Source organism: Mesorhizobium tianshanense (assembly GCF_007830515.1).
In the GTDB taxonomy this organism is placed as follows: domain Bacteria; phylum Pseudomonadota; class Alphaproteobacteria; order Rhizobiales; family Rhizobiaceae; genus Mesorhizobium; species Mesorhizobium tianshanense.
Window position 1 is genome coordinate 19084 of sequence record NZ_VLKT01000052.1, and the last position, 16974, is coordinate 36057.

A 16974-nucleotide genomic window follows, 5' to 3' on the forward strand; every position below is an offset into this window, starting at 1 on the left:
TTGATACGCAAGGGCCTTGTTTGCGCTACAGCACTGCGACTATTGTCAGCAATGGGCATCCTCATCTGGTCGAACCAGATCGACACTATTCCGTAGCTGTCGCCCGTGCGCTTCTGTCTCCTTCGGTCATCGATTCCACCACTGCAGCCCGTACCAGGGCGCCGGCTGCCCATTGCGCCACCGACATCATCTTGCGGCTGTCCAGCCCCCATATGTCTTTCAGCACGATGAGCACTTCGACGCCAAAGATCAATGACAGGGCCTGCGCCAGGCGCTTGAATTCGCGTGGCGGCAGCCGGTCCTTGAGCGGTGCGATCGCGTCCTTGAGCAGATCGACGCGATGGCCGCGCGTAAAGGCCGGCTCGCCGCCAAGCGTGCCGGCTTGCCGCCGCGCCCACTGGTCGAGCGACAGCTTCAGCGCCGCCTTGAACGTCGCCTCGAAGGCCTCTATGCGCGGCATCGCCGTGTCGAACAGTTCGGCGACCCGACGCTCGGGATCGGCGGAGTCCGATTGCCAGGTGAGGATCGGCCCGAGCCCCTCGTCGACCACCGCCTGCACCAGCGCCGCCTGGCTCGGAAAATAACGATAGGCGGTGGCGCGGGAGACTTCCGCCGCTTCGGCGACCTCGCTGACCGAGGGCGTGGCGCCGGCCTGCATCAGCCTTGTCGCCGTCTCCAGCATCAACCGTCTTGTGCGCGCGCGCGGTCCGCGCGCGGTTCCAAAGCCGGCATCGTCGGACATTGCCACTTGTTGACGTGAGACATTCATGTCAATACGATACGCGCGTCTCAAAATAATGCAATGGCTTCCCTTTTTGGAGTGGTTACGTTGACGCTCTACCGCGCCCCCTTTGAGCCAGCCGCTGAAGAGAGGCGCAGATGAAGCGCATCTATGTGGTGGGCACCGCCGATACCAAAGGCGAGGAACTCGCCTTTCTTGCCGATGCCATCACCGCCACCGGTGCCGTTGTTGCCCGCGTCGATGTCGGAACGCGTGGCGCGACCGTGCCGATCGACGTCTCGGCCGAAGAGGTCGCCGGCCATCATCCCGGCGGCGGCAGTGCCGTTCTGGGCATCGACGATCGCGGCACCGCGGTAGCGGCAATGGCCGTCGCCTTCACCCGGTTTGTCCAATCGCGCACCGACATATCCGGCATGATCGGCATCGGCGGCGGCGGCGGCACCTCGATCGTCACATCGGGCATGCGCACGCTTTCGCTCGGCTTGCCCAAGATCATGGTCTCGACGCTCGCCTCGGGCGACACGGCGCCTTATGTCGATGTCTCCGACATCGTCATGATGCCGTCGGTGACCGACATGGCCGGTCTGAACCGACTGTCCCGTGTCGTGCTGCACAATGCTGCCCAGGCGATATCCGGTATGGTCGCGAAGCCGCCGCCGCCGCCCGACGGCAAGCCATCGATCGGCCTCACCATGTTCGGCGTCACCACGCCATGCGTGACTTCCATCGCCGAGCAGCTTCGTTCGACCTATGACTGCATGGTCTTTCACGCCACCGGCACCGGCGGCCGCACCATGGAAAAGCTGGCCGACAGTGGCTTGCTGTCCGGCGTCATCGACATCACGACGACCGAAGTCTGCGACCTTCTGTTCGGCGGCGTGTTGCCGGCGACCGAAGACCGCTTCGGCGCGATCGCCCGCACGAGGCTGCCCTATGTTGGCTCGGTCGGCGCGCTTGACATGGTGAACTTTTGGGCGAGGCCAACCGTTCCGGAACGCTATCACGGACGCTTGTTCTACGAGCACAACCTGAACGTGACGCTGATGCGCACGACCTCTGAGGAAAGCCGCAAGATCGGCGAATGGATCGGCGCAAGACTGAGCCTCTGCGAGGGACCGGTCCGGTTCCTCATTCCCGAAAAGGGTGTCTCGGCGCTCGACATCGAAGGCGGCGCCTTCTTCGACCCTGAAGCCGATGCAGCACTCTTCGAGGCTATAGAGCGCGCGATCATGCCGACCGACACGCGACGCGTGACGCGCCTGCCGTTGCACATCAACGATCCCGAATTCGCCGAGGCAGCGGTTGCGGCCTTTCTCGACATCGTCAGACAGTGAGACACGAAACCATGCCCGCCATAACGCGCAAGAATATCCTGGAAAAATTCCGCAAGATGATTGCCGGCGGCGTGCCGATCGTCGGCGGCGGCGCCGGCACCGGCCTTTCGGCCAAGGCCGAGGAGGCCGGCGGCATCGACCTGATCATCATCTACAATTCCGGCCGCTACCGCATGGCCGGCCGCGGCTCGGCCGCCGGCCTGCTCGCCTATGGCAACGCCAACGAGATCGTCAAGGAAATGGCCTACGAGGTGCTGCCGGTGGTCAAGAAGACGCCGGTGCTGGCCGGCGTCAACGGCACCGATCCCTTCGTCATCATGCCGCTGCTGCTGGCCGAACTGAAGACGATGGGCTTTTCCGGCGTGCAGAACTTTCCGACCATCGGCCTGTTCGACGGCCAGATGCGGCAGAGTTTCGAGGAAACCGGCATGGGCTTCGGGCTCGAGGTCGACATGATCGCCGAGGCACACAAGCTCGACCTCCTGACCACGCCCTATGTGTTCAACCCCGACGAGGCGCGCGCCATGACCAAGGCCGGGGCCGACATCGTCGTCGCGCATATGGGCGTGACCACCGGCGGCTCGATCGGCGCGACATCGGCCAAGTCGCTGGACGACTGCGTCACGGAAATCGACGCCATCGCCGCGGCAGCGCGCTCGGTGCGCAAGGATGTCATCCTGCTTTGCCATGGCGGGCCGATCTCGATGCCGGACGACGCCCGCTACATCCTCGAACGCTGCAAGGGCCTGCACGGTTTCTACGGCGCCAGCTCGATGGAACGGCTGCCGGCGGAAGCGGCAATCGCCAGGCAGACGGCGGATTTCAAGGCCGTCACGCTGGAGCATCGGACCCAAAAGTGGGAACCGGTTTTGGGAAAATCCGATGCTCAAACAAAAAGACAAAGCGGCGCAATCGCCAAGAAAAAGAAGGGATAAGACGATGACCGACAAGAGCAAGGTGTTCGTGTATCCGAAGGACGTCAGCGCCTTCGGCTTCGAGTGGGGCAGACTGTCGCTGACGGTCGCGCCCGAGGTGAACGCCGCGACGCGCTTTTCCGGCGGCGTCGTCGACCTGCCGTCTGGCATGGGCCACACGCGCCACAATCATCCCGGTGCGGAGGAGATCATCTTCGTCATTTCAGGCAATGGCGAGCAGATGGTCGAGGACGAGAAGGGCAATCCGGTCGTCGAGAAGGTCGGCCCCGGCTGCACCATCTATGTTCCGGAAAGCCGCTTCCATTCGACGCTGAACACCGGCGACGGGCCGATGCAGCTTTTCGTCGTCTATTCGCCGGCCGGGCCTGAACTGGTGCTGCGCGACCTGCCGGATTTCCGGCTGCTGCCGCCGGGCGGGAGTCATTGACAGTACTGTTCACCGGTGGGAGTTCCTCTCACCGGTTTGCTGGCAAACCGTCGCGCCCCAGCTTCACCGGCGAAGCTTTGCCAATCACGCTTAACAGCCTATGCTGTCACATCGGCCGCCAGCTTGCTTCGGATGCCGCCGACAGTAAGAGGGTACTCGCTCTTGCCCGGGAGAGAGCCGTGCCCCAATCCCTCGTTCGCAACCATGTATTGAAAACCCTCTCTTCGGAGGATTTCGCGCTTTTGCAGCCGGCAATACGTCACGTCGAACTGGGCATCAAAGCCCGGCTTGAAATCCCATATCAGCCGATCGAGCATGTGTATTTTCCAGAGGCGGGTATCGCTTCGGTGGTCGCAACGCTGACCGGAGGGCGGCAAAGCGAAGTCGGCATCATCGGCAACGATGGCATGACCGGGGTTGCGGTCATTCTCGGCCAGGACAGCTCTCCCAATGAAACCTATATCCAGGTCGCCGGCAATGGCTGGATCCTGCCGGTTGAAGATCTTCGCTCTGCGATTGCAGAAAGCCAGTCCCTTCGCGAGTCACTGCTTCGTTATGCCCACGCGTTCCTTGTCCAGTCGTCGCGGACGGCACTGGTCAACGGCCATTCGAAAATCGAGGAGCGGCTCGCCCGCTGGTTGCTGATGGTCCACGACCGCGGTGAAGGAAACAAGATCTACCTGACGCATGAGTTTCTGGCGACCATGCTTGGCGCTCGGCGTCCCGGCGTTACCACAGCCCTTCAAATGCTTGAATATCGGGGGCTGGTTCACGCCAAACGCGGCGAGATCACGATCGTCGACCGCGCCGGAATGATAAAACTCACACATGGTGCTTATGGCGAGGAGGAGCAGCGCTATTTCGGCCTGGCTTCCGCCTGATTGTCCGCTTTCAGACATAAGCTTGAAGGCCGCTGCATGTTGGCCGTAAATCGTGTTGGTCAGGGTTTCAGGGAGGAAATTCTCGATGACCAACACTTTTCACACAGTCACGGTTGAAAGAGCCGCCGAAGCCTATGTTCTTTCCAGAGGCAAGGCCCGGTTCCTCTCCATCGCACAGGCAATCCGCGCCATCCGAACACTCATGCCGGCATGCAAGGCCACCGACCACGAGTTGGAGGAGATGCTGGCGGAGGCATGCATCGCTCACGGTGTGCCCGTCGCTTTCGACACAACAACGGCCGTTGGCGTAGAATCACGGCTCCACTCATAGGGCCGGAGATGCTCGCGCTCGCGCAGACGCCCACCGTATCGGACGTTCGCCAAGCGATCGTCTGCTATCTGATCGACAACATCGGCAGGGCGAGCATTTCGATTTCCGAGGCTAGCCATGCCGTGAGGAGAATGTTTCCGCTTTGCGAACTCACGGATTGGGAGCTTTGTGATCTCATTGCGCGAAGCGCGATCGACGCGGAATTTGCGATCGAATTCGACGCCACAGAGCTCTGAAAGGCTTGTCGAGACACCGTTCAGAGTGACGATTGGGCTTTGATAAGGCGCGCTCTAAGCCACCCCGCCCCTATTCCATCCCCGACCCCGATCGCCAAACATGACATAGCCGTTCTCGGTGACCGCCACCGTGTCCTCCAGCTTGATGAAGCCGCGTGTCGGGTGAAGCATGGTCGTCTCGATTGAGAGCACCATGTTCTTCTCCAGCGGCTTTTCGGCATAGGTGCCCTCATAGGTCACCGGATGGTTGGTCATCAGGAACGGCGCTTCATGCGTGATCAGTCCCATGCCGTGGGCGAAGAAATCGGTATAGGGCGCGACCTTGGATTTCTTCAGCACGCCTTCCGCGTGGGAGATCATGTCGCCGCCAAGCGTGCCCGCCCTGACCTTGGAGAAGGCCGCCTGCTGCACCGTCTCGACCTCGGCCAGCAGATCCTCCAGCTCGGCATCCGGCTCGCCGAGAATACCCATGCGGCAGAGGTCGCCGATATAGCCGTGATAGTTGCCGCCGGAATCGATCGACAACACCTCGCCCTTCTTCCAGGCCTGCGGCGAGGCGGCCCGGTTGTGGCTGGCGCCCAGCGTCAGCAGGCAATATTCGAAATGCGCGCCACGATTGGTCTCCTCGCGCCGCAACTGCTCGATGATTTCGCTCTTGGTCATGCCTTCGCGCGCCCAGGCAATGGTCGCCAGCATGGAATCGGTGATCAACTCGGAGGCAATGCGCAGCTTTTCCAGCTCAGCTTCCGTCTTGATCGCCCGCATCCGCTCCAGCATATCAGTCGCATCGATCAGCTTAGCGTCGGGCAACGCCTTGCGGATCAGCGTGTAGGCGTCGGACGGCAGGAAAGCCGGCTCGATGCCGATGCGGGCATCGCCCTTGCCGATTTTCATCAGGTGCTCGACCGCGAGATTGGCGGCGTCGAGCGTGCCCCAGCAGGCGGCGTGCAATGTCGGCGTCCAGAACGGGTGGTTCTGATGCTCGCCGCCCTCCATGCGGTTGCCGATATAGGCGGCATGCTCCGGCCCGCCTTTCTCGTAGACGACAACAGGCAAATATCGGCTGTGGCCGATCGCATCCATGGCCGCGAAGAAGATGAACTTGTAGCCGCCAAGCAGATACTGCGTGTTGTGCTTGGAGGTGGCGAGCAGCACATCGATGCCGGCCTCCTCCATCAGCCGATCGACCCTGGCATGATCGAACGGGATGGTGCTGACGGCGTTCTTGCCCGGAGCGACGTTCATCTTTCTCTCTCCCTGAATTCCCTGGCCGACTGGTCGGATCGCCTGGCTGCCGGTCAAATCTGCACTAGTTTACCCAGTCTGGTCCAGCCAGAAATAGTTAGAACCGCCGCGGCGACGCACTCTGCAGTCGTATACGGCGGCGCCAAATCTGATCTGGTCCTACCAGACAGGTCGACTTGAACCGCTTCCCACTGGTCCAGCGGACGGAATTTTCAAAGCCACAAGAGGATGCGCCAAATCCGTCTCTGGCGAAACCCTTGGCAAGGCTCATAATCACCTTGCAAGGATGCCGTGTAGCATCCGAGGGTATCGGCCCACCCGGCCGGGTGACTGAGAGGGGGCGGAGTTCGATCATGTCAGAGTTCACGATTTCCCGGCGCACGGTGCTTGCCGGTTCGGCATTTCTGCTGGCTTCGACGGCGCTGCCGACCATCGGTCTGGCACAAACGCCGAGGAAAGGCGGGCGCCTCGTCGTCGCCGCCGATTCCGAGCCGCGCAACCTCAACCCGGCGATCGTCGCTTCCAACGGCGTGTTCTTCATTTCGAGCAAGGTCGTGGAAACGCTGGCCGAGGCGTCATTCGACGGCAAGGACGGGCTCGACCCGCGCCTCGCGCTCAGTTGGGAAGGCGCTGCCGACGGCCTGTCGGTGACATTCAAATTGCGCGACGGCGTCAAATGGCATGACGGCAAACCCTTCACCTCCGCCGACGTTGCGTTCTCGGCGCTGCAAATCTGGAAGCCGCTGCAGAATCTCGGCCGCACCGTGTTCAAGGATCTGGAGGCGGTCGACACGCCTGACGAACTGACCGCGGTGTTCAAATTCGCCAAGCCGACACCGTTCCAGCTGATCCGCAATGCCTTGCCGGCGCTGAGCAGCGTGGTGCCCAAGCACATCTACGAGACCGGAAAGATCGAAGAGAACCCGGCCACCAACGCGCCGATCGGCACCGGCCCGTTCAAATTCGCCGAGCACAAACCCGGCGAATATTACCGGCTGGAGAAGAATGCCGACTATTGGGTCAAGGACGAGCCCTACCTCGACGAGATCATCTATCAGGTGCTGCCCGACCGCACCTCGGCGGCAAGCGCGCTCGAGGCGGAAGAGATCCAGCTCGCCGCCTTTTCCGCAGTGCCGCTGGCCGACCTCGACCGCATCTCCAAGCTGCCTGGCCTCAAGGTGATCACCAAGGGTTATGAGGGGCTGACCTATCAGCTCGTCGTCGAGATCAACCATCGCCGCAAGGAGCTGGCCGACCTGAAGGTGCGCCAGGCGATCGCTCACGCCATCGACAAGGATTTCGTCGTCAAGACGGTGTTCCTCGGTTACGCCACCACAGCCACCGGCCCTGTGCCGAAAAACGATCCGCAATTCTATACGGCCGACGTGCCGACCTATGCCTTCGACGTGGCCAAGGCCAACGCCCTGCTCGACGAAGCCGGCTACAGCAAAGGCGACGACGGCAAACGCTTTTCGCTGAAACTGCTGCCGGCGCCCTATTTCAACGAGACCAAGCAGTTCGGCGACTATCTGCGCCAGGCGCTCGCCGCCATCGGCATCGACGCCCAGCTGATCAATAACGACTCGGCCGCGCACATCAAGGCCGTCTACACCGACCACGCCTTCGACCTTGCGGTCGGGCCGCCGGTGTTCCGCGGCGATCCGGCGATTTCGACCACCATTCTGGTGCAGAGCGGCATTCCGGACGGCGTGCCTTTCTCCAACCAGGGCGGCTACAAGAGCGACGAACTCGACGCCCTCATCGCCAAGGCATCAGAGACGCTCGACACGGCAGCCCGCACCGAACTCTACAAGGCGTTCCAGAAGAAGGTGGCCGAAGACCTGCCGCTGATCAACGTCGCCGAATGGAGCTTCATCAGCGTTGTCAGAGACACGGTTGGGAATATCGCCAACAACCCGCGCTGGGCGGTGTCGAACTGGGCGGACACCTATTTGGCGGGTTGATCTCCAGACTTGCAGATCGACTGTCTGGGTGCTCAGTTTCGACAATGAGAGTTCCTTCGCGCCCCCCTCTGTCCTGCCGGACATCTCCCCCACGAGGGGGGAGATCGGCTGTCATCGCGGCTTTCGCCAATCTCCAACGTTGCGGAACTGAGCGAGACGCCAAAACTGCCAATCTCCCCGCTCGTGGGGGAGATGTCCGGCAGGACAGAGGGGGGCGCCGTAGAACGCGACCTCAAGTGGCCGCCAGCGGTGTCCTTTCCCCATGAACCGCGCCCTCACCCTCATCCGTCGCCGCCTCATCGGCGGCATCTTCGTGCTGCTGATTGTCGTCATCGGCACCTTCCTTTTGCTGGAAGCAGCGCCCGGCGATGCGGTCGACGCCTATATCGCCTCGACCGGAGGCGACGCCGGTATGATCGAATTGCTGCGCCATAACTGGGGCCTCGACCAATCGGCGCTGACGCGGCTGGCCAACTATCTCTGGGCCCTGCTGCATCTCGACCTCGGCCAGTCCTTGGCCTTTTCGCGGCCGATCCGCGAGGTGATCCTTGAACGCCTGCCCAACACGCTGCTTCTGATGGGCAGCGCCACCGCGCTCTCCTTCGGCCTCGGCTCGGCGCTTGGCATCTATGCCGGCGCCAGGCCCGGCAGCTTCCGCGACCGCTTCCTGTCGATCGGCTCGCTGGCGCTCTATGCCGTGCCGGGCTTCTGGTTCGGGCTGGTGCTGATCATCGTCTTTGCCGTCGACCTGCGCTGGTTTCCGATCGGCGGCATCGAGAGCATCGCCTCGGGCAAGGCCGGCCTCGACCGGGCCGTCGATATCGCCCGCCATCTCATCCTGCCGGTGTCGGCACTCGGCTTCATCTACCTCGCGCTCTATCTGCGCATGATGCGCGCTGGAATGGCCGAGGCCTGGCGACAGGATTTTGTCCTCGCCGCCCGCGCCAGGGGACTGTCCCGCCGCCGCATCGTGCTCGCTCACGTCGCCCGCAACGCGCTGTTGCCGCTGGTCACGATGCTTGGCCTGCAGTCGGCGCAGATGCTCGGCGGCAGCGTCGTCATCGAAAGCGTTTTTTCCGTGCCCGGCCTTGGCCGGCTGGCGCAGGAAGCGGTGGCCGCGCGCGACACACCATTGTTGCTCGGCATCATCTTGGTCAGCGCTGTGCTCGTCATCCTGATCAACCTTCTCGTCGACATCGCCTACGCTGTCCTTGATCCGCGCGTCGGCGCCAGCGAGGCCGGCGCGTGAGCCCGCTTTGCCGTTTCCTTCGCACGCCGGAAGCGGTCGCAGGCGCGATCATTCTGGTAGCGCTGTTCGCCATGGCGCTGACAGCGCCGCTGTTCTTTCCCCGCGACCCGCAAGCCATTGCCGGACCGGCGCTGCTGCCGCCGTTCCAGGATTGGTCGCTGCCGCTCGGCACCGATCGGCTCGGCCGCGACGTAACGGCCGAGCTTTTCCACGGCGCCCGCACCTCGCTGGCGGTCGGGCTGGCGGCGGCAGCCGCGGCCCTTGTCATAGGTGCGGTGGTCGGCACGCTGGCCGGCTTTGCCGGCGGCCTCGTCGACGAGATGCTGATGCGGATCACCGACGCGTTCCAGACCGTGCCGAGCTTCCTGCTGGCGCTGGCCTTCGTCAGCGTCGTCGGGCCGTCGCTCGGCGTCGTCGTCGCGGCGATCGCGCTCGGCGCCTGGACCGGGCCGGCGCGTGTCGCCCGCGCCGAGGTACTGTCGATCCGCGAACGCGATTTTGTCGCCGGCGCTCGCGTCATCGGCATGCATCCGCTGGAGATCGCCTTTCGCGAGGTGCTGCCCAACGCATTGCCGCCGGTGCTGGCATTGTCGTCGGTGATCGTCGCCGCCGCGATCCTTACCGAAGCGGCACTTTCGTTTCTCGGCCTCGGCGATCCCAATCGCGTGACCTGGGGTGGCATGATCGCCGAAGGCCGCACTGTCTTGCGCACCGCGCCCTTCCTGTCGATCGTTCCTGGCATAGCACTCGTGCTGACCGTGCTCGGCGTCTATCTCGCCGGCGAAGGCGTCGTCGAGACGACGGCGGTGAGAAGGAGCCTGTCGTGACGGCGCTGCTTTCGATCCGCGATTTGACGGTGACCTACCGCCGCGATGGCAGCGAGGCGCTGAAACATGTCAGCCTCGATGTCGCCGCCGGCGAACGCTTGGCTGTCATCGGCGAGAGCGGTTCGGGCAAAAGCACGCTGGCGCTGGCCATTGCCGGGCTGCTGCCGGCTTCCACTAGGATTGAGGGCTGCATCGATTGGTTTTTGCCGTCACGCTCCGGTGTCACAGAACGCAAAGCTCAAAGGTCTAGTGCCAAAACAACCCACATCCCTTTGGGTGGCCGCGACATCGGCTTCGTCTTCCAGGATCCCTCGGCCAGCCTCGATCCGGTAATGACGGTTGGCAAGCAGATCGCCGAGGTCGCCTACACCCATCTCGGCCTTGGTTGGTCGGCCGCCTATGCCAAGGCAAAAACCCTGCTTGAACGCGTCCGCCTGCCCGACCCGAACGCTGCCTTGCGCGCCTATCCGCATCAGCTTTCGGGTGGCCAAAAACAGCGCGTGGCGATCGCCGCCGCAATCGCGGCCGGTCCGAAACTGCTGATCGCCGATGAGGCGACCAGCGCGCTCGACACCATCGTGCAGGCCGAGATCGTCGCGCTGATCCGGCAATTGGTGGCCGAGGACGGCATGACGCTGCTGTTCGTCAGCCACGACATCGCGCTGGCCGCAGAGCTTGCTAAACGCATCGCCGTGTTCCGGCACGGCGACCTGGTGGAAATCGGCACGACCGCGCAGGTCATCAATACCCCGCACAACGCCTATACAAGAGCGCTGCTCGATGCCCATCTCGGCCTCGACGCCGAACCACTGCTACAGCAGGCTGGAACGTCGCCATGAGCAGTCCGTTGCTGACTGTCTCGGGCCTGACCAAAGGATACCGCCGCACTGGCAAGACCATCGCTGCGGTCGACGGAATTTCCTTTCACATCGAACCAGGCGAGACGCTGGCGCTGGCTGGGCCTTCCGGCAGCGGCAAGTCGACGATCGGGCGGCTGATGCTACGCCTCATCGAACCCGACGCCGGCCATATCGAGTTCGAAGGCGGCGATTTCCTATCGCTGAACGGCGCCGCCCTGCGCGCCCGGCGTGCGCGTCTGCAAATGGTGTTCCAGGATCCGCTCGCCGCCTTCAACCCGCGCGCCACCGTGGCGCGCGTGCTCGACGATCCGCTGCGCATCCATGGCATCACATCCCGGCGAGAGCGCCCGCGCCGCATCGCCGCTTTGCTGGAGCGCGTCGGCCTCAGCGCTGATCTGGTCGCTCGCGCCATCCACGAGATCTCCGGCGGCCAGCGCCAGCGCATCGCGATTGCCCGCGCCATCGCGACCAACCCGTCGCTGATCGTCCTCGACGAGGCGGTGTCCGCGCTCGACGTATCGGTGCGTGGACAGATCCTGCAGTTGCTGCTCGATCTGCAACGCGAGGAACGGATCGCCTATCTGTTCATTTCGCATGATCTCGGCGTTATCAGCGCCATCGCTCATCGTATCGCCATCCTCGACGCGGGGCGGATCGCCGAGAGCGGCAATGCCCGTACCGTGATCGACGCGCCGCAGTCGGCGATCGGCAAGGCGCTGGTGGCGGCAGCGCCAAAACTGAACAGGACCAGCGTGCGGGATGCCTCGTGACAGACCCGAAACCAGCTGAAACCGTTGCGCAAGCGATCGATGTCTGCTTCGTGGCAAGACTCAGACGCGGCCGATCGTCAGTAACCCAGCGCGCAACCATCCTTGCGCGGATCGGATGCGCCGGTAAGCGTACCCTTGTCCCAATCGATCAGCACCAGCTGGCCGCCGCCATGCGGCTCGGCCGCGATGGACAGCTGGTGGCCTCGCTCGCGCAGGCCGGCTATCGCATCGGCCGGAATTCCACGCTCGGCCTCCACCATGTCCTGTCTGTAAAACACCCTCGGCGCATCCAGCGCCTCCTGCGGGTCCATGCCGAAATCGATCATGTTGGTGAGCAGGTGGACGTGGCCGAAGGGCTGGTAGCCGCCGCCCATCACGCCGAACGGCATGACCGCCCGGCCGTTGGCTGTCATCATGCCCGGCATGATGGTGTGCATCGGGCGTTTTCCCGGTGCGATGCGGTTTGGATGGTCGGCCGCCAGGCGGAAGCTGCTGCCGCGGTTCTGCAGGACGACCCCGGTCCTAGGGCCGACCACGCCGCTGCCGAACGAACCAAAGGTCGAGTTGATGAAGCTGACCGCATTGCGGTCGCGGTCGACCACGGAGATGTAGACGGTGTCGCTCGGCTGAAGCTCGAGGCGAGGCAGATGCGTCATCGCGCGCCCCGGGTCGATCTCGGCGCGAAGCCGGTCCGCATGGGATGTGGACAACAACTGCTCCACGGGAACATGGACGACATCCAGGTCGCCGATGAAATTGTCGCGATCCTGATAGGCAAGCCGGCCCGCTTCGATCTCGAGGTGAAGCCGCTCGGCGCCGTTCGGTTCCAGCGAGCCGAGCGAGAAGCCCGACAGCACATTCAGCATGATCAGTGCCGTCAGCCCCTGGTTGTTCGGCGGCATCTGATGGATGTCGTAGCCTCGGTAGGACGTACTGACCGGCCTGACATAGTCGCCCTTGGTGGCCGCAAAATCCTCGAGCGCATGCAGCCCGCCAAGCGCACGCAGACGCGATACGATGTCGTCGGCGACCTCGCCCTCGTAGAAGCCGGCGCGGCCTTGGCGCGAGACTATGCGCAATGTGGCGGCCAGTTGCGGCTGCCGGTGCAGTTCGCCGGCCCGCGGTGCCCGACCATCCGGCAGGAAGATCCGCGCGGCATGTTCGTCCGCGGCAAGCAAGGTAGCGCTTTCGGCCCAGTCGAAGGCCACGCGGTCCTGGACGACATAGCCTTGCTCAGCGTAGCGAATGGCGGGCGCGAGCACGGCGTCGATGCCCTTTCTGCCGTGATCCTCGAGCAGCCGGCACCAGGCGTCGATGGCGCCCGGCACGGTGACCGCATGCGGCCCGGATTCGGGCAGCGCGTCATGCCCCCTGTCCAGATACCATTCAGGGGTCGCCGCGGCGGGTGCGCGGCCCGAGCCGTTGAAAGCGATGACCTCGCCCTGGCCGTTGGGACAGTAGAGGACGAAGCAGTCGCCGCCGATACCGGTCGATTGCGGTTCGACGACCGCCTGCACCGCGGCCGCGCATACGGCCGCGTCCATTGCATTGCCGCCGAACCGCAGCATCTCGACCGCCGCCAGCGTCGCCAGCGGGTGCGATGTCGCGGCCATCGCTTCCGTCGCACGAACCGGCGACCGTCCGGGGAATTGAAAATCACGCATGCAGGATCAATAGCCTCTGACGAATCAGATGTGAACTGGCGACGGCGGCCAAAGAGCTGTGCCACCGGGCAGCATGACCGACAGCACGATCACCCCGGCGGCGCTAGATACTGGAAAATTTCCGGCCTCAATCAGCGAATTTGAACCGATCCGTAGTGTAGTCGGGATAGGCGTCCAGACTGTCGAAAAGGCCGCCCAGATCAGGGGCGTCCGCCAATATTCCGGACAAGACCAGCGCAGTCGCCACACCGGCACCAGTTCCGCCGGCGACATCGTGCTCGACACTGTCGCCGACACAGACCACGCTGCTGCGGTCCGGATTGCCCGCCAGCGCCAGCGCGGCGTCGAAGATCGGGGCGTAGGGCTTGCCGATACGGGTGACGCTGCCACCGAGGCTCTCGTAGAGATCCGCTAATCGGCCGGCGCCAAAGCGAGGCCCCACCGCCGTCAGCATGATCTTGTCGGGGTTGGTGCAGAAGCACGGCACCTGCCGCATTGCAGCCGGTGCAAAAAGTCTGCGATAGTGGTCTATGTCGTAGCGGTCGCCCTCGCTGGCGGCGATCAGCACCAGCTCGGCATCGTCGCCTTCGCCGGTCAGCGCGAAAGGCAGGTCTTCAATCGCCGAGCGATCGCCCTCACGGCTGATCAGCAGGCACTTTGTGTTTGGGCGCAGCTTTCCGGATACCGCCATTTCTTGAAATGACCGCCACGCGATCTCGCCGGAAGAGACAAAGTGATCCCAGCTTCCCGGTTCGAAGCCGAGCTTCAGCAAGCGGGTCTCGTTGGGCCGCGCCCGCCTGCCGGAGTTCGAGACCAGCACGACCGTCTTGCCTGCGTGCTTCAGCGCCGACAATGCCTCCACGGCACCCGGATAAGGACTTGTGCCGTCGTGCAGCACGCCGAACTGATCGAGCAGGAACACCTGATAGCGCTCGACCAGCGCTCCGATGCCGTCGAGATGTTCAACTGTTTTCGTGCTCACAAAAGCCCCGCTTCGATTGCGCCAATCAGCGCCAGCCGCGCCGTGCCGGCGGCCGCCTCATCCGAAAGCGCCGGCAAAAAATCGACGCCCAGCTTGCGCTGCCGGATCGCCGTCCAGGCGGGATTTGCCGCACCGCCGCCGACACTTCTGACCGACATCAGCCGAGGCGCGCCGAGTTCGGCAAGCCGGCGATAGCCGAGCGCCTCGATCCCGGCAATGCCCTCCAGCATCGCTTTCAGATAGTCGGCGTCGTCCGCCGGCCGCGGCGTCAGACGTGGCGGCAGCGCGGGATCGGCCACGGGGAAGCGTTCGCCGACGGCGGGAAGCGGATAGTAGTCGAGGCCGGTTTCGGTCATGGGGTCGATCGCCGCACTCAGCTCGATGATGCGCGCGAGAGGGAAATGCTGCGCCAGCACCTTGCCGCCCGAATTCGACGCGCCACCCGCCAGATAGGCATTTCCCATCCGGTGACTATAGATGCCGAACTGCGGCGCCGAGATCGGCCGGTCGGAGAGTATCTTGATGGTCAGCGAGGACCCCAGCGCGGTCACGCCGTCGCCAACTGCCGTAGCACCCGTCGCCAGGAACGACGCGCAGCCATCCGTCGTCCCGGCGACCACGGCCACGTCGCGCGCCAGGCCGAACAGGTCCGCGGCGCTCGCGGTGAGCGTGCCGGCGACATCGCCCGGCCCGATGGCACCAGGCAGGAATTCCATGCGCATGCCGGTCGCCGCGATCCAGTCCGGCCAGCGGCGGGCCTCGACGTCGTAGCCGGTTTTCAGGGCATTGTTCTCGTCGCTGATATCAAAGCGGCCGGAGAACTGTCCCGCGATCCAGTCGGCCTGGTGCAGCACCGCGGCGACGCCGGGCAAGCGCTGGAACAACAGCGCCTTGGCGAGACCGGACGTCGCCCCAAGCGCTGCGCTCGCTGCCGGCGCCTCGCGCGCGATCGCGGCCAGAATGGCCTCGTCGTCGACCTTGTCGTTGTACATCAGCGGCTCGGCCAGCGGCCGCCCGGCGCCGTCGACCGGCAGCAGTGTGCCGGAAGTGCCGTCGACGGCGATCGACCGGACCGCCGCGCGATCGATGCCTGAAAGCAGTTCCGTCAACGACGCGCCGACCGCCGACCACCACACTGAGGGGTCGCGGGCGTTCTGGCCAAATCTGTCGAGCGGAACGGCGGAACGCGCGGCAATCGAAAGGTTCGGGCGCATGGCGACGGCGCGCGCACCTGACGTCCCGATGTCGATGCCTATCGAAAGGGGGGCGATCGAAAGCGGGCCGGTTGAAAGCGCCATGTCAGCTGCCGGCTGCATTGAGTTTCTGGCGATACTGCTCGGCGTCCCAGTTGATCAGTTCGTCGTTCTCGGCGGCGGTGAGGTAGTTCAGCTTAGCCGCAACGTCGACCCGCGCCGTCACGTCGGCAAGGCAGCGTTGCAGGGCGTTGGCGCCGGCGCCGGCGTCGCCGCGCATCAGCACCCCAAGCCCGGGAAACAGGACTGCCACGGGTGCCGTGCCGTGCCGTTCGGTGACGCGCTTCACGTCCTCTCCGGGTCTCGCCACGACCGAACTCTGGCCGAGAAAGATGACGTGATCTGGATAGAGGCTGCCACCCGACGCCATCCGGCAGCTTTCAGGATCGATCGCGGCCGCATGCGCCTCGACATCCGCCGGCAACCTGTAACCGGTGGGTCCGATGAGCGCCGTCAATGCAACAATGTCGGGCTCCGCCACCTTGCGCGGCGGCCGCGCCAGAAGTCCTTTGACGCGACGCAGCAACGCCTCGGCGCCGGCGACGGTCTCGGCTGCGACGACCAGGCCGTGATTGGCGAGGATCAGGACATCGACGCCAGGCCGTAGGCGCTCGGCAATGCCCTGGGCAAGCGGCAGGCCCGGCCGGCGATAAGGAACATACGCCCATTCGAGGCCATCCAGGCGCTTGGCGACCTGAGCCTCGCAGTCGGCCTGTACCGCAAGCGAAATAGTGTTGACGCAATGGACATGCAGAACGACGCGCTGCGGCATCAGGGCATGAACCGTGGTCTCGATCGAGGGCCGCAGCCTGCTCGTGTTGAGCGCCTCGATGGCGAAGCCCTGTGGCTGGTCGGCGGCCGGGTCGCGCTGTTCGACAGCCCTGAGCAGTGGAGGGATCGCCACGGGAACCATGATGTCCTGCGCGAGTGCATCCTTCAACCAGGTACCGGAAGCCTTGATCCAGAGCGTGTCGCCGGCCTTCAACGAAGTGTTGCCGCCAGCGGCCTGGGTCAAATGCGGGTCGCGCCCGATGCTGGCCGACAGCGACCGCAAAGCAGCCAATTCCTGCGCATCCGCATAGGTTGCCATCGAAATTCCTCCACAAACCGGCCGCGTGGCCACGGGTTTGGATGTCCCGTTGCCGGGATTAATGGTTGACGCTGGTATCGCAGATACGAGTAAGTTACGTCAATAGTGATCTTATCCCGTCAAATCGAGCTTGCAATCCGATACGTGTTGAGTAAGTTGCACCAATTGCTGTGGCAAATGGCAT

17 protein-coding genes are annotated in these 16974 nt (G+C 64.0%); 11 read left to right on the forward strand and 6 right to left on the reverse strand.

Annotation, left to right across the window (positions count from 1 at the left end; all coding sequences use genetic code 11):
* Positions 1 to 85: 85 nt before the first annotated feature.
* A complete protein-coding gene (locus IQ26_RS30610) occupies positions 86 to 769 on the reverse strand; it encodes a TetR/AcrR family transcriptional regulator (RefSeq protein ID WP_145722131.1) in 684 nt (227 codons plus the stop codon).
* A 110-nt stretch (positions 770 to 879) separates the two neighbouring features.
* Here IQ26_RS30610 and IQ26_RS30615 point away from each other — a divergent pair, with 110 nt between their 5' ends.
* The 6 genes from IQ26_RS30615 (at position 880) to IQ26_RS30640 (ending at position 4886) form a co-directional block, all read left to right on the forward strand.
* Entirely contained in the window at positions 880 to 2076 is a 1197-nt protein-coding gene (locus tag IQ26_RS30615; RefSeq protein ID WP_145722132.1) for a Tm-1-like ATP-binding domain-containing protein, read from the forward strand.
* Between the two features lie 11 nt (positions 2077 to 2087).
* A complete protein-coding gene (locus IQ26_RS30620) occupies positions 2088 to 3011 on the forward strand; it encodes a phosphoenolpyruvate hydrolase family protein (protein ID WP_240547307.1) in 924 nt (307 codons plus the stop codon).
* Between the two features lie 4 nt (positions 3012 to 3015).
* Positions 3016 to 3438: a cupin domain-containing protein gene (locus tag IQ26_RS30625; protein ID WP_145722133.1), complete on the forward strand. Its 423-nt coding sequence runs from the start codon at positions 3016 to 3018 to the stop codon at positions 3436 to 3438.
* Positions 3435 to 4319: a Crp/Fnr family transcriptional regulator gene (locus IQ26_RS30630; RefSeq protein WP_240547308.1), complete on the forward strand. Its 885-nt coding sequence runs from the start codon at positions 3435 to 3437 to the stop codon at positions 4317 to 4319. Before IQ26_RS30625 ends, IQ26_RS30630 begins: the two co-directional genes overlap by 4 nt.
* Before the next feature lie 85 nt (positions 4320 to 4404).
* Positions 4405 to 4650 carry a hypothetical protein gene (locus tag IQ26_RS30635; protein WP_145722134.1) on the forward strand — a complete coding sequence of 82 codons (246 nt, stop codon included), beginning with the start codon at positions 4405 to 4407 and terminating at the stop codon, positions 4648 to 4650.
* Between the two features lie 8 nt (positions 4651 to 4658).
* Entirely contained in the window at positions 4659 to 4886 is a 228-nt protein-coding gene (locus IQ26_RS30640) for a hypothetical protein (RefSeq protein WP_145722135.1), read from the forward strand.
* A 54-nt stretch (positions 4887 to 4940) separates the two neighbouring features.
* Here the strand turns inward: IQ26_RS30640 and IQ26_RS30645 are convergent, their stop codons facing one another.
* Entirely contained in the window at positions 4941 to 6131 is a 1191-nt protein-coding gene (locus IQ26_RS30645) for a M24 family metallopeptidase (protein WP_145722136.1), read from the reverse strand.
* A gap of 353 nt (positions 6132 to 6484) precedes the next feature.
* On the opposite strand from IQ26_RS30645, the gene IQ26_RS30650 reads away from it, so the two are divergent.
* From IQ26_RS30650 to IQ26_RS30675, 5 genes are all read left to right on the forward strand, one after another.
* The gene (locus IQ26_RS30650; protein ID WP_145722137.1) at positions 6485 to 8095 is read left to right on the forward strand and encodes an ABC transporter substrate-binding protein; all 1611 of its coding nucleotides are present in this window, start codon (positions 6485 to 6487) and stop codon (positions 8093 to 8095) included.
* Between the two features lie 262 nt (positions 8096 to 8357).
* Positions 8358 to 9344: an ABC transporter permease gene (locus tag IQ26_RS30660; RefSeq protein ID WP_145722138.1), complete on the forward strand. Its 987-nt coding sequence runs from the start codon at positions 8358 to 8360 to the stop codon at positions 9342 to 9344.
* Positions 9341 to 10171 carry an ABC transporter permease gene (locus IQ26_RS30665; protein ID WP_145722139.1) on the forward strand — a complete coding sequence of 277 codons (831 nt, stop codon included), beginning with the start codon at positions 9341 to 9343 and terminating at the stop codon, positions 10169 to 10171. The genes IQ26_RS30660 and IQ26_RS30665 overlap by 4 nt, the downstream gene beginning before the upstream one ends.
* Positions 10168 to 11010 (forward strand): ABC transporter ATP-binding protein, encoded by an 843-nt coding sequence (locus IQ26_RS30670; protein WP_162458121.1) that lies wholly within the window; start codon positions 10168 to 10170, stop codon positions 11008 to 11010. Before IQ26_RS30665 ends, IQ26_RS30670 begins: the two co-directional genes overlap by 4 nt.
* Positions 11007 to 11801 carry an ABC transporter ATP-binding protein gene (locus IQ26_RS30675; protein WP_145722140.1) on the forward strand — a complete coding sequence of 265 codons (795 nt, stop codon included), beginning with the start codon at positions 11007 to 11009 and terminating at the stop codon, positions 11799 to 11801. The genes IQ26_RS30670 and IQ26_RS30675 overlap by 4 nt, the downstream gene beginning before the upstream one ends.
* 77 nt (positions 11802 to 11878) lie before the next feature.
* Here IQ26_RS30675 and ggt read toward each other — a convergent pair whose 3' ends face one another.
* From ggt to IQ26_RS30695, 4 genes are all read right to left on the reverse strand, one after another.
* Positions 11879 to 13465 (reverse strand): gamma-glutamyltransferase, encoded by a 1587-nt coding sequence (gene ggt / locus IQ26_RS30680; RefSeq protein ID WP_145722141.1) that lies wholly within the window; start codon positions 13463 to 13465, stop codon positions 11879 to 11881.
* Positions 13466 to 13592: 127 nt separating this feature from the next.
* Positions 13593 to 14447 carry a TIGR01459 family HAD-type hydrolase gene (locus tag IQ26_RS30685; protein ID WP_145722142.1) on the reverse strand — a complete coding sequence of 285 codons (855 nt, stop codon included), beginning with the start codon at positions 14445 to 14447 and terminating at the stop codon, positions 13593 to 13595.
* Positions 14444 to 15745, reverse strand: coding sequence for an FGGY-family carbohydrate kinase (locus tag IQ26_RS30690; RefSeq protein ID WP_145722143.1), 1302 nt, complete (start codon positions 15743 to 15745; stop codon positions 14444 to 14446). Before IQ26_RS30690 ends, IQ26_RS30685 begins: the two co-directional genes overlap by 4 nt.
* A gap of 1 nt (position 15746) precedes the next feature.
* Positions 15747 to 16790, reverse strand: a complete 1044-nt coding sequence (locus tag IQ26_RS30695) for a class II aldolase/adducin family protein (protein ID WP_145722144.1) — start codon at positions 16788 to 16790, stop codon at positions 15747 to 15749.
* Positions 16791 to 16974: the final 184 nt, after the last annotated feature.

Excerpts from the sequence above, each read along its gene's own strand:
- IQ26_RS30610 (WP_145722131.1), bottom strand. The coding sequence starts at position 769 with ATGAATGTCTCACGTCAACAAGTGGCAATGTCCGACGATGCCGGCTTT.
- IQ26_RS30615 (WP_145722132.1), top strand. The coding sequence starts at position 880 with ATGAAGCGCATCTATGTGGTGGGCACCGCCGATACCAAAGGCGAGGAA.
- IQ26_RS30620 (WP_240547307.1), top strand. The coding sequence starts at position 2,088 with ATGCCCGCCATAACGCGCAAGAATATCCTGGAAAAATTCCGCAAGATG.
- IQ26_RS30625 (WP_145722133.1), top strand. The coding sequence starts at position 3,016 with ATGACCGACAAGAGCAAGGTGTTCGTGTATCCGAAGGACGTCAGCGCC.
- IQ26_RS30635 (WP_145722134.1), top strand. The coding sequence starts at position 4,405 with ATGACCAACACTTTTCACACAGTCACGGTTGAAAGAGCCGCCGAAGCC.
- IQ26_RS30640 (WP_145722135.1), top strand. The coding sequence starts at position 4,659 with ATGCTCGCGCTCGCGCAGACGCCCACCGTATCGGACGTTCGCCAAGCG.
- IQ26_RS30645 (WP_145722136.1), bottom strand. The coding sequence starts at position 6,131 with ATGAACGTCGCTCCGGGCAAGAACGCCGTCAGCACCATCCCGTTCGAT.
- IQ26_RS30650 (WP_145722137.1), top strand. The coding sequence starts at position 6,485 with ATGTCAGAGTTCACGATTTCCCGGCGCACGGTGCTTGCCGGTTCGGCA.
- IQ26_RS30660 (WP_145722138.1), top strand. The coding sequence starts at position 8,358 with ATGAACCGCGCCCTCACCCTCATCCGTCGCCGCCTCATCGGCGGCATC.
- IQ26_RS30675 (WP_145722140.1), top strand. The coding sequence starts at position 11,007 with ATGAGCAGTCCGTTGCTGACTGTCTCGGGCCTGACCAAAGGATACCGC.
- ggt (WP_145722141.1), bottom strand. The coding sequence starts at position 13,465 with ATGCGTGATTTTCAATTCCCCGGACGGTCGCCGGTTCGTGCGACGGAA.
- IQ26_RS30690 (WP_145722143.1), bottom strand. The coding sequence starts at position 15,745 with ATGGCGCTTTCAACCGGCCCGCTTTCGATCGCCCCCCTTTCGATAGGC.
- IQ26_RS30695 (WP_145722144.1), bottom strand. The coding sequence starts at position 16,790 with ATGGCAACCTATGCGGATGCGCAGGAATTGGCTGCTTTGCGGTCGCTG.